We start from the raw sequence: 11752 nt of genomic DNA, 5'->3' as shown, positions 1-11752 counted from the left end.
GAGCCGCGCTCGATGTGCTTACTCTTGGTAGGTGGCTGATCGGATCTGGAGTGCTGGGCATCCGCTTCGGGAGATTCTCCACGCCAGGCGGGCAAACCGCTCACTGCCGGGCAAGCGGGAGGATCCGTACAAAGTCGGTCTCGCCATCGAGGGCGGTGGCCTGCGCGGCATAGTCTCCGGCGCGATGCTTGTCGCGCTTGAGGAACTCGGCTATTCCGACGCGTTCGACGAGGTGTACACGAGTTCGTCCGGCGCCATGAACGGCACCTACTTCATTCTGCGGGATACGTGGGTCTCGCTGTCCATCTACTACGACGATTCGACTGGGCGGGAGTTCGTCGACTTCGGGAGGGTGTTGCGGGGACGTGCGCCGATGAACCTCGACTATCTCTTCGAGGATGTCTTCATCGGCAGGAAACCGTTGGCGTATCAGAAGGTGATCACATCACCGCAGCGCCTGCACATCATGGTCACCGATGTCGACGCGATGAAGACGGTCGATGTGTCGGAATTCCATTCACCCGCGGACCTCAAGGAGACGTTACGGGCGACCGCGTGGTTACCTTTGGCCACCAAGGGAACCACGCCGTTCCGGGGCAGGCGCGCGGTGGATGGGTCTGTGCTGCTACGACATCCGTTCCGGATGGCGCGCGAGGATGGGTGTACGCACATCTTGTCGTTGAGTACCAGGCCGATGACGGCCATCCATCGTCAGAACTCCTTGACCAACAGGGTGGTCGCGCGATACCTCAACCGGCTCGCACCCGGGCTCGGATCGGGATACATGGAGGCGTTGGGCCAGTTCATCGACGAGGACAAGCCCTACCTCGCGGCCAGCCGGTTGCATCCCGAAGCGGACCCGGCCGTGCTCGACGTGGCGCCCATGCCAGGGACGCCCGAGGTGAAACGGCACGAGTCCAACTTCGGTGTGCTGCTGCAAGGCGCGCGATCGGCCTACCGGGCGTTGCACCTCGCGTTGGAGGACAAGGACGTGTACGTCCTGCCTAGGTTGACCGCCTACCAGTGATCAGGACAGCAGCCGGTCGATCTCGGTCATCTGGTCCGCCGACAACGGGCCGTGCTGCAAAGCGCCCGCGTTCTCCTCGGCTTGCTTGACCGTCCGGAAACCGGGAATTGGCACGGTTTGCTTGCTGCGCGCCCAGATCCAGCCAAGGGCGCCTTGGCCAAGCGTGCGTCCGTCGGCGGTGAGGGTTTCGCGGATCGCGTTCACGCGCTCGAACCACTCTGGCGATGGCCTACCGTCCACATAGAACCGTAGCCATGACGGTGGTGTGGCACGCAGATCCGTTCCCGTGTGTTTCGTTGCCGCGTTGTCCCGGCCACCGAGAAGTCCCATTGCCAGTGGTGTCCGGTTGATGCTCGCGACTCCGTATTTCTCGGCGACCGCGATCATCTCCGGTGCTTGGTGGAGCACGCTCAGCTCGTGTTGCACGGCCGCGCACGACGCGCCCTGTGCGAACAGTTCTGCTTGGGCTGGCGTGTCTGTGCTCCAGGCGTATCCGCGGATTTTGCCTTCCTTGACCAGGTCCTCGCACGCGTCGCGCAGGAGGATTGCCTGCTCGTCAGACGGTCCAAGGTGGAGCTGGTACAGGTCCAGGTAGTCAGTGCCGAGTCGCTTGAGCGAAGCGTCCAATGCGGACCGCATGTAGCCGACCGAATCGTCCTCGCCGACGAGCCATTTGTTCTGCTCGTCGAGGACATTGCCCCATTTGGACGCGAGTACGACCTCGTCGCGCTTGCCTGCGAGCGCGCGGCCGAGGACTCGTTCACTGCGGCCGGTGCCGTAGATGTCCGCTGTGTCAAAGAAAGTCACGCCGAGTTCGACGGCTCGGCGGATCGCCGCGATGGACTCTTCGTCGTCCACTTCGCCCCAGCCGAGCGGGCTGCCGTCGGGCAGGCTCCACGGCCCGCCGATTGCCCAGCAGCCGAATCCGAGCGCGCTGACCTCGATGCCGCTCCGGCCGAGCGGGCGCTTGTCGATCATCCACATCCCCGTTTGTGTCGACCCCAGTTCGTTTTCGATTCTACGCGCCGGTTCTTGCGCTGCCGCGGTCGTTTGAGGCATTCTTGAGCCGTGATCGACGCGAAGGGCGGCTTCCGCCCCACCCGATGAGCCAGTGGCGACTGCCAGGAGCAGTCGACAACGGGCATACTTTCTTCGCACACGCGCTGGCTTTGGCGGCCGCGCACGGACCTGGCCCGTGGCCGGATGGCGGATACCCGCTACCAGACGAGGAATCTCCGCCGCCAATGATGTCCGGATCGGTGAGCGATGGTGTCCGGACGCACCATTTCGCGGTGAACGACGGAACCGCGGCAGCGATCAAGATCGCCGACGCCATCCGTGGAATCATCGAAGACCCGCCAGATCTCGTTGCGATACAACGACTTCACGACCTGATAGCCGACCATGACACGTTGCCGATCGCTGATCCGCTCAGCGAGCGGCTTGCCTGCCTTGACCGGGACCGGGTCAGGGAAGTCGGCCGGTGGCTGGCCGAGTACGGCACCCGGCGGGACGCAGTCGCGACCGGGATCGTGCTGATCGGCCTGACCGGCGACGAGCGTGACCGGGAACTGTTGCTGTTACTGGGATCCCTGGAAGATCTCGCGTTGTACGCGGTTGTCGCGCTCGGCCGGACCCGGTCCGACCGGGACATGGCGATCTTCGAACTGGCACGGCGTGTGCGGGCGTGGGGCCGCATCCAGGCCGTGGAACGTCTCGAAGGCACACCGGATCCCGAGATCAAGGCATCCGCCTGACGTCGTGTCCACCGTTGCGACACACCGTGTCCACCGTTCCGGCACACTGAAATATCCACAGCGGCACCTGCCGCGCATTTCAGTGTGCCGGAATGTGCATCTCGGTGTGTCGCAACGGTGGACACGGTGTTCCGGAGTGGTGGACACGGTGTGCTGGAACGGTGGACACGGCGTTGGGTCATCCTGTGGGTTGACAGCCTGTGGCCTGATGTGGGCGGGTTGGTTTTTCGGCAGGCTGTCCACATGCGAAAGATCATTCTTGCTGTGGCGGCTCTGCTTGTGTTGGGTGGCAATGTTCCTGCACAGGCGGCGACCCTGGAACTGCCCAAACCCGCTGGGCGCAACCAGGTTGGTGTGACCGAGTTGCATCTGGTGCAGCACGGTCGCGCCGATCCCTGGTTTCCCAACGAAACCCGGCAAGTGATGGCCAGTGTGTGGTATCCGGCCTTGCCGCTGGGCCGGAAAGCGCCGTATGTCGCTCCCGCGCTGGCCAAGCACTACGAGACCGAGCCACCCATCGGCGTACGGACGGACTGGGGCAGCATCCGGACGCATTCCTATGTCAATGCCCCGGCCTTGCCGGGACGGTTCCCGGTGGTGCTGTACTCCCCAGGAGTCGGGAATTCCCGCACGATGGGCACGATCCTGGCCGAGGAGCTGGCCAGCCGTGGGTACGCCGTCGTCACGGTCGACCACACCTACGAGACCGCGATCGCGTTCCCTGGCGGGGAAGTCAAGACCGACAAGGCTTTCGCCCTCCCCGGTGAGGATCCGGCCGAGATCGAGAAGGCCAAGCAGCGGATGATGGACGCACGGGAGAACGACGTCCGGTTCGTGCTGGACAACCTCCACAACCTCACAATGCTTGACCTGGCCAAGGTTGGCATGTTCGGCCACTCCGGCGGCGGGATCACCGCGGCGCGGGTGATGCAGGTGGATCGCAGGGTTGACGCTGGCATCAACATGGACGGCTGGTTCTCGTTCGGCTACAACCGGCCTGAGCAGGGCGTTGACCGGCCGTTCATGTTCATGGGCGCGGGCTCGGCGCCGAATCTGCCGCCGCTGTACGGCAAGCCGCGCACCCATCTGTCCGAACCGGACTGGCAGAAGTTCTGGCAGGCCTCCACCGGCCCGTTGCTCGATCTGAACATGCCCGAGGGCAGGCATTACACGTTCACCGACGCGCAGTGGCTGCTGCCAAGGCTCGGCGGCGATCACAGCGGCTTCCTCGGCACCGTGGATCCGGCGCGGGCGATCGACGCCCAGCGGGTCTACGTCACCGCCTTCTTCGACCGGCACCTCAAGGGTCGGCAGCAGCCGTTGCCGCAACACCCGGATGTCAGGTTCATCAGGTAAAATGCCGGGCGCTTGAACGGGTGTTCGCTGATCCGCGTTAAACCAGATGCGCACAGTCGTTCGAGCGTTCAGGATTTCGGTCATGACTAAGATCCGTCCGGCTACGCGGGCCGATCTGCCGGCCGTGCTGGAGCTCATCACGCGCCTGCAGGCCGACCCCGCGCACGGCATTGGCTTCTACGGCGATACCGAGGCTGAAATCGCCGACGAGCTGGCTGCCGTCCAACCCGAGTGGCATGAAGGTGCCCTGCTGGCCGTCAGGTCGAGCGGGGCGATCTGTGGCGTGCTCAGCACCGACGTCAACCCCGAAGTGGGCAGGGCATGGCTGTACGGGCCGCACATCGACCTGCCAACCGGCCACCCAGCGACTCCGCCGGCCTGGCAGAAGACCGCCGACATGCTCTACGAAGCCGCTTTGCGGCTGCCACACCTGCAGGGCATCGGCGACCTGAATCTCTACGCCCACACCGAGAACCGTGAGCTCGCGGAGTTCGCCAAACGGCACGGCTTCGAACGTGAGACACCGACCCGGATATTCACTTTGCAAGGGGCCGACCTGCGGGCCATGATGACGCAGGACCGCGAGCACGTGGAACGGCTGCCGTCGGATGGCAGCATGAACGCCCAGTTCGCTGACCTGTTCGACCGGGCATTCCCGAACACCGCGAGTACCTCGCAGCAGCTGCTGGACCTAGACAAACACGTCGTGGTCGCGCTCCGGCAGGCCGACGGCAAGCTGGCCGGGTTCGCATCCGGCTACACGATGGAAGTCGAGCACCTGGTCGACTACGTGGCCGTGGAACCCGACATGCGATGTGTCGGCGTCGGCAGGCGCGTGGTCAAGGGCCTGCTGGGCGAGCTGGATGCCCAGAACGGCGCCCGATCACAGGCCACTGCCGTGGTCAGTGTGGAAAACCACGCGTCAGGGGCGATGTTCGCCGGGCTCGGGTTCAACGTTGACCTAGTGCTTGTCTCCTATCGGCGTAAGCCATGACTGCAATGCCCACCACCACCGCAACGAGTGCGCGAGCGAGCCGTTGCCGTTCGGCGTCGGGTCGAACGATGTCAGCTCCGCCATCCGGCGAAGTCGGTGCTTGACCGTGTTCGGGTGCACGTGCAGCGCGCCTGCCACGAGATCGGTACGGCCGCCATGTTCTAGATAAGTCAACGCCGTCTTGGCGAGCAGCTGATGGAACTCGTCTTCCGGGTCAAGACCGACGAGATGTTCCGTCGCGAGCATCCGCCCCAACGCCGGGTGGGTGTCCACGCTGAGCGGCAACGCAAGCGACGTCAGGTGCTGCAAGCCGCGGAGCCGACGCCGGCGCGCTGAGGCCAGAGCCGTCTGACACAGGCGGTACGCGCCGGCCAGATCCGCGGCGGGCACAGCGGGTGCGGCCACGAGCAGGATCTCGAACTGCCGCTCCGGCAACCGCCCGCTGACCGCGCACAGATACCCATCGACCATGCCGCACAAGCCATCCGCGGTCGTCAGCGACGCCTCGAACGCGCGTGCCTCACGGGGCGCGCTGACGTCCGCGATGATGCAGTGGTACCTCTTACGCGGATCAAGGCCGACCGCGGCGACATTGCCCGTCGGTCCGTGGTGGAGCAAGCTACGCAACGCCTGCAGCCGGACTGCGTGCGTCGTGCGGGTCAGGCTCAGTTCCGTCTCCCGATAAACCTGGACAAGCCGGTTCTGCATCTCGTTGGCCAGCGCGTCCAGCTCGATCAGACACGCGAAGACCTCAGCCGGCTCGATGTCCGACTTCGCCGTCCGCTCGAAGATCTGGGTCATCACGTAATGCCTGCCCGCCTGGAATCCCTCCAGCAGCGAGGCCAGCGGGATGCCCTGCAGCGCGCGGTCCTCAGCGAGCCGGTCGGCCACGTGGATGCTGTCGCCGAGCTCGACACCGTCGATGTACGCCGAGGACACCGCGGCCATCAAGGCAGCGATATGTCGCTGGACGTCCTGTTGTGGCAGCGCGGCAACCAACGCCGACTTGGCCCTCGCCGCCGAGGTCACGCCTTCGACGGTGTCGGGCTCGGCACGCATCTGTTCCAGCAGCCGACGAAGTCTCGTCCGACCAGCAGGCATCTTTGCCTCCTCGCAAAACCTTCATCGGTGAAGGTATTGCGAGGAGGACTGATCAGCCAAATGACGCGACCGCTGCCTCGCTGAGCACGCCGAGCCGCTCACGCTGCGGGAAGTGCCCGACAGGGATCGACGCGACCTCTTTCGCCGTTGCGTAATCGATGACTGAGATGGCGTTGCGCTTACTCAGTGACACCAGACAGTGCTTTCCGTCGACACTCGTCAGCGTCCAGTACGGCAGGCTGTCGGTCGGATAGTGCACGTATCCCTTCGCGCCCAGGCCCGGCCGGTCGAGCAGGACGGTGTAGTCGTCGATCGTGCCCGCGGCGCATATCCGGTCACCGGAATACGCCATCCCGTGGTGCGCGGAGTTCTGCGGGTAGTCGTTGACGTCCATCGCCGCGGCCTTCTCGCTGAACGGCAACTGGACGGTCCGTACGATCCGCCCGGCCTGCAGGTCGTACTCGACCAGACCGTTGAGATAAGAGAGCTGCGCGTACATCGTCTTGTTGTCCGGCATGAACAGCGCGGGCCGGATGCCGTACTCGAACTGGTACGTGCGCTTGACCGTCCAGGTCGCCGGGTCGACCGCGGTCAGCTGGCGCTTGCCTTTGGCCCAGTTGAAGGCCTTGCTCAGCGACACGTTGCCGATACTGGAGTTGTACAGCGTCTTGTTGTCCGGCGCGTAGTCGTTGCCGTGCGGATAGGCGCCGGTAGCGAAGGTTTTGACGATCGCGCCGGTCCTCGTGTCGTAGACGTGCGCCTTCTCGACACTCAGCGCGGAGACGATGAACTGGGTGCCGTCCGGCGAGATCGCCGCGTGGTCGGCCTTGAAGCCTTCCACCTTGGTACGCCAAAGCTGGCGCCTGCTCGCCACGTCGTAGGCGACCACGTCGGCGAGGTTGCCGCGCGAGACGTACAACGTCTTGCCGTCGGGGGAAAGCGCGATGTCGTCGACGAACTTCTTGTATCCCTGGATGCGGTTCACCGTCTCGTACCCGATCCGTTCGACCGGGTTCATCGCGGCGAGCCGCTGTTCGAGGTCGGGGATGGCATCGAGGGTGCCGATCACCTGGAATGTGTGGCCGTCGAGGAAGCTGACGGTGCCCGCCTGCGCGTTGCCGATCAGCACGACGTCCCTGAGCTGCTGGGCCTGCGCTGGAACGACGCCGGTGAGGGCGAGGAGAACACCCACGGCGGCAGCCGTCAGCCGCTTTGAGCGCATCGGAACTCCTCTCGTACGAGGGGTAACAAGTCTGTTTTCCGGCGTGACCCCGCGCCAAGGCCGGGCACGCCAACGGATCGGCCGTCGACTGTCCGCGGCGGCCAATGAACCCAATCGAAGGCGGCGGCGTAGTACCGGCATGGGCAGATTCAAACGGCACTGGAAAGCGTGGCTGATCGGCGCGATCGCGCTGGGACTGCTGGCGTTCGTCGGTGGCCCGTGGTTCTACATCAACGTGCTCTCCGAGCCTCCTGCCCAGGAACTGGCACTGGGAGAGGGCCAGCAGGGTGGTGGCGGCGCGGCCGTCCCGGTCGACGGGACGTGGGCTGTGTCGGAGGGTTCGCAGGCGGGGTACCGGGTGAAGGAGATCTTGTTCGGCCAGGACACCACAGCGGTCGGCCGGACGGGCAAGGTGACTGGCACGGTCGCGCTCGGCGGTACCCAGATCACCAGCGGCACGGTCACGGTGGACATGGGGTCCGTGGCGACCGACAAGAGCGGCAGGGATGCGAACTTCCGTGACCAGATCATGTCGGTGTCCCAGTTCCCGACGTCGACCTTCGCGCTGCAGGGGCCGGTCGATTTCGGCGCCGTACCAGCCGCCGGGCAGAAGGTGACTGTCAAAGCCACCGGCCAGCTCACCTTGCGCGGTGTCAGCAAAGCTGTGCGGGCAGACCTGAGTGTGGTGCGCGGCAACGACAGTATTCAGGTGCAGACGAGCATTCCGGTGATGTTCGCGGACTACCGCATCCCGGATCCCGGAATTCCGGGGATCGACATCGAGGACAACGGTGTGATCGAGGTATTGCTGAACCTCAGGAAGGCGCCGTGATCGCCGCCACCGCCAACCGGGTGACCTCGTCGCACAGTTGGTCCAATGGCCTGCTGCGGTTGTGCATCGACCAGTAGTACACGAGTTCGTTGACCGCGCCGATGAACGCGACCGCGGTCAGGTGGAAGTCGCGGGCCGCGGCCTCACCTCTGTGTACGGCCCGATTGGCCTCGCTGACCAGGAACTCGATGATGCGTTCCCGCCATTGCAGCCGATGTTGTTCGACGTTCGGCGACACGCCGACTACTTCGACGTACGCCAGTCTTGTCCACTTCGGATCGCTTGAGGTGGTGTTGATGTACGCCCGCACCATCTTCCCCACGCGTTCGCGCAGGGGATCTTCCTCGCAGCCGGCCAGTGCTTTGAGGGCGTTCTCCATTGCCCGTTGGGTGATTCGATCGTGCAATGCGACCAGCAGTGCCTCCCTGCCTGGGAACTCTTCGTAGAAGTTCCTGGTGGACACGCTTGCCGTCGCGCAGAGCCGTTCGATCGACGTCGCCGCGTAGCCGTCGGATCCGAACAGTTCGAGTCCGGCTTCCATCAGGCGTTCGTGGCGCTCGGCTCGCCGTTGCGCATCGGACCTGCCGCCGTAGTGCCTGCGTGGTGCACGCGTGCCGGTCATGAGATGCCGTCCCCTCCCAAAGGTGCTCCCACAATAGACTCCTTCACCCTTGGGAGGGGCTGCGCCTTTACGCGGCTTTGACCGCGGCTGGTTGTTCGGTGTCCGGCGGAGTAGCGGGTGTCCGGTGCCGCAACGACATCAGCCCGCCGACAATCAGCGTGATCACCACGCCGAGCACCGGGTACCACGGATACGCCAGGCTGACCGAGGTCGCGGTCGGCTTGCCGAAGTCGATCGCGAGGAACTCACCCGTTGCCTTGGTGAACTTCAGCCCGAGAATGACAAGAGCCACTACGACAACCGTGGTCACGAATGCCACGATCGCGTCCAATTGCCTTGCCTTACGGAAGATCAGGCCGAGCAGGAACGCGCCGAGCAGCGCGCCGGAGGTGAATCCCGCGATGGACAGACCCTGCTCGACGATCGGCTCGCCGCGCCGGAAGAACGTCGCGAACAGCCCGGCGACCACCACGAGCACCGCAGCCCATATCACTGTCCAAATGCGACCCTGACGGAACAGCTCGGCGTCGGTCAGCTTGCGCCGCACTACTTTCTGGTACACATCCGTCACCGTCGATGACGCCAGTGCGCCGAGCGACGAACTCAGTGCGGCAGCGAGGATTCCGGCGAGGACGAATCCGGACAGACCGGTCGGCAGTTCGTTCACGATGAAACTGGCGAACAGTTCGTCGTTGTTGTTCAGCCCGAGCCCCTGTGTCGGCGAAGCGCCGTTGTAGAACGCCCACAGCATCACTCCGATGAACAGGAACAGCGCGAACTGCAGGAACACCACGATTCCGCTGCCGATCAGCGCTTTCTGGCTTGCCTTGACGTCTCGTGTCGCCATCAGCCGTTGCACGATCAACTGGTCGGCACCGTGCGACGACATCGACAGGACCGCGCCACCGACCACCGCGGTGATCAACGCGTACTGGTTGCTCAACACCGCCGAGGAGAAGTCGAACATCTGGAACTTGTTCGCGTCCGCTGCCCGGCCGAGCCACCCGTCTGGCAGCTTGCCTGCCAGCACGATGATCACCGCGGCCGCGCCGAGGACGTACCAGAGCATCTGGATCGCGTCGACCCAGACCACCGCGCGCACACCGCCGAAGTAGCTGTAGACGACCATCGCGATGCCCAGTGCGGCAACGATCCACCAGTAGTTCACGTCCGGCAGGCCGAGGCTGGCCAGCACCACCTTGATCGGGATGGCGGTGGCGAACAGGCGCAGTCCGTCCGCTAGCAGCCGCGTGAACAGGAACGTCATTGACGCCGTGCTCTGGATCCCGCCGCCGAACCGCTTGCCGAGGAAGGCGTACGCCGTCACCAGATCACCGGCGATGTACTTGGGCAGCAGCACGTACGACACGACAATGCGGCCGATCACGTAACCAAGAGCCAGCGACAGGAAAGTCATCCCACCCGCGCCGGGTGCCGCGAGGTAGGCAACCGTCGGCACACTCAACACCGTCAGCGTGGACGTCTCCGCGGAGACCACCGACAGGCAGACAACCCACCACCGGATCTTGGACTCACCGACGAAGTAGTCGTCCGACGATTTCTGCCTGCCGCCGATCAGCACCCCGATCAACGGCATGCCGACTAAGAAGATCGCGATGATGAGCAGATCAAGGACGCGCATGAGACCCTCCCAGTGGTGCTACGACACGCAAACGCCTCACGGTGGTTGTCGCGGGCGCCGGCATGCGCAGTGGATCGCGGCCCGGCGTGATGCTGCCGAGCAGTCGCGGTCCTGCCGCGCCGGTCCGCGGATCGGCAGGGATCCCGTGCCAGGTCAGGAAACCGAGCACGGCGGTGAGATAGGCCTCCTTGGCGTCACTCGCAATCCCCAGTCCATCACTTGTCACGATGTCCAAGCGGCGAGCCAGCGCGGCCATCAACGCGGGGTTGCGGACCCCGCCGCCGGAGGCGACTACGCGATGCCCGGCACACGCGTCGGCGATTGTGACGGCAGTCAGTTCGACCAGCGTGGCCATCAGGTCCGGTCCGGTGACCTCGTCAACCTTGGCCAGTGCGGCTTTCAGATAGCCGATGTTGAAGTGTTCCTTGCCGGTCGACTTCGGCGCGGGCAGTCGGTAGTACTCGTCGGCCAGCAGGACATCGAGCAGGTCTTGGCGGACCGTGCCTGCCTTGGCGAGCGCGCCGTCCTCGTCGAATCGTTGGCCTGTCAGCACTTCCGCGGCTGCGTCGAGCAACGCGTTGCCAGGACCGGTGTCATACGCGATCGCTCCTGACAATGTGATGTTGGGCAGCGTGATGTTGGCGATTCCACCAATGTTCAGCGCGACTTCGTTCTGCAGCCAGAGGCGGTCGAACAGTCCGGCGAGCGGGGCGCCGTGCCCGCCCGCGGCGACGTCACGGGCGCGTAGGTCCGAGATCACCGGCAGGCCGGTCTTTTCGGCGATCCACGCGGGTTGTCCCAGTTGGAGCGTTCCGCGGCAAATACCGTCCTCCACCCAGTGGTAGACGGTTTGTCCCAGTGACGCGATCACGTCGGCGGCGCCGAGTTCGCGGATGGCAGTCGCGGCTGCATTGGCGAAGGATTGTCCTATTCGCGTGTCGAGTCTGCACATCCGCTCTGAATTGCAGGAAGTGGCGTTGAGCAGATCGTCGCGCAGGTCCGCTGGGTAGGCGACTTCGAGATGCCCTACCGGGGTCAGCTCGATAGTGTCCGCGGACAGCCGCATGTCGGCCAAGGCCGCGTCGATGGCGTCCACCGACGTGCCAGAGATGAGGCCGACGACCCTGCTGGCGTCCATAGACCTGTGGTGTATTCCACACAACGGGATATGGCAAGACTCGTCGTTAACTCTTGACCTA

General features: G+C 64.6%; 11 protein-coding genes. 5 read left to right on the top strand and 6 right to left on the bottom strand.

The window, feature by feature from the left end:
- Positions 1–31 precede the first annotated feature (31 nt).
- A complete protein-coding gene (locus LWC34_RS33845; protein WP_233729336.1) occupies positions 32–1027 on the top strand; it encodes a patatin-like phospholipase family protein in 996 nt (331 codons plus the stop codon).
- Here the strand turns inward: LWC34_RS33845 and LWC34_RS33840 are convergent, their stop codons facing one another.
- Positions 1028–2005, bottom strand: coding sequence for an aldo/keto reductase (locus tag LWC34_RS33840; protein WP_233729335.1), 978 nt, complete (start codon positions 2003–2005; stop codon positions 1028–1030).
- A gap of 125 nt (positions 2006–2130) precedes the next feature.
- Here LWC34_RS33840 and LWC34_RS33835 point away from each other — a divergent pair, with 125 nt between their 5' ends.
- The 3 genes from LWC34_RS33835 (at position 2131) to LWC34_RS33825 (ending at position 5134) form a co-directional block, all read left to right on the top strand.
- Complete coding sequence (locus LWC34_RS33835; protein ID WP_233729334.1) at positions 2131–2784, top strand: hypothetical protein; 654 nt, start codon at positions 2131–2133, stop codon at positions 2782–2784.
- 243 nt (positions 2785–3027) lie between these two features.
- The gene (locus tag LWC34_RS33830; protein ID WP_233729333.1) at positions 3028–4140 is read left to right on the top strand and encodes an alpha/beta hydrolase family protein; all 1113 of its coding nucleotides are present in this window, start codon (positions 3028–3030) and stop codon (positions 4138–4140) included.
- A gap of 82 nt (positions 4141–4222) precedes the next feature.
- Positions 4223–5134, top strand: a complete 912-nt coding sequence (locus tag LWC34_RS33825; RefSeq protein ID WP_233729332.1) for a GNAT family N-acetyltransferase — start codon at positions 4223–4225, stop codon at positions 5132–5134.
- Here LWC34_RS33825 and LWC34_RS33820 read toward each other — a convergent pair.
- Both LWC34_RS33820 and LWC34_RS33815 read right to left on the bottom strand, forming a co-directional pair.
- Entirely contained in the window at positions 5102–6235 is a 1134-nt protein-coding gene (locus tag LWC34_RS33820; protein WP_233729331.1) for an RsbRD N-terminal domain-containing protein, read from the bottom strand. The genes LWC34_RS33825 and LWC34_RS33820 overlap by 33 nt on opposite strands.
- A 52-nt stretch (positions 6236–6287) precedes the next feature.
- Positions 6288–7457, bottom strand: coding sequence for a YncE family protein (locus LWC34_RS33815; protein ID WP_233729330.1), 1170 nt, complete (start codon positions 7455–7457; stop codon positions 6288–6290).
- Between the two features lie 139 nt (positions 7458–7596).
- Here LWC34_RS33815 and LWC34_RS33810 point away from each other — a divergent pair, with 139 nt between their 5' ends.
- Positions 7597–8289: a YceI family protein gene (locus tag LWC34_RS33810; RefSeq protein WP_233729329.1), complete on the top strand. Its 693-nt coding sequence runs from the start codon at positions 7597–7599 to the stop codon at positions 8287–8289.
- Here the strand turns inward: LWC34_RS33810 and LWC34_RS33805 are convergent.
- The 3 genes from LWC34_RS33805 to LWC34_RS33795 form a co-directional block, all read right to left on the bottom strand.
- Positions 8273–8911, bottom strand: coding sequence for a TetR/AcrR family transcriptional regulator (locus tag LWC34_RS33805; protein ID WP_233729328.1), 639 nt, complete (start codon positions 8909–8911; stop codon positions 8273–8275). The two genes, LWC34_RS33810 and LWC34_RS33805, sit on opposite strands and share 17 nt — an antisense overlap.
- 67 nt (positions 8912–8978) lie before the next feature.
- Positions 8979–10553 (bottom strand): sodium:solute symporter, encoded by a 1575-nt coding sequence (locus LWC34_RS33800; protein WP_233729327.1) that lies wholly within the window; start codon positions 10551–10553, stop codon positions 8979–8981.
- Complete coding sequence (locus LWC34_RS33795; protein ID WP_233729326.1) at positions 10540–11691, bottom strand: anhydro-N-acetylmuramic acid kinase; 1152 nt, start codon at positions 11689–11691, stop codon at positions 10540–10542. Before LWC34_RS33795 ends, LWC34_RS33800 begins: the two co-directional genes overlap by 14 nt.
- Between the last annotated feature and the right edge of the window lie 61 nt (positions 11692–11752).

It is taken from the genome of Kibdelosporangium philippinense (assembly GCF_021390435.2).
Lineage (GTDB): Bacteria > Actinomycetota > Actinomycetes > Mycobacteriales > Pseudonocardiaceae > Kibdelosporangium > Kibdelosporangium philippinense.
Note: the sequence above shows the minus strand (reverse complement) of the source record. Positions and strands in the feature narration are given on the sequence as shown.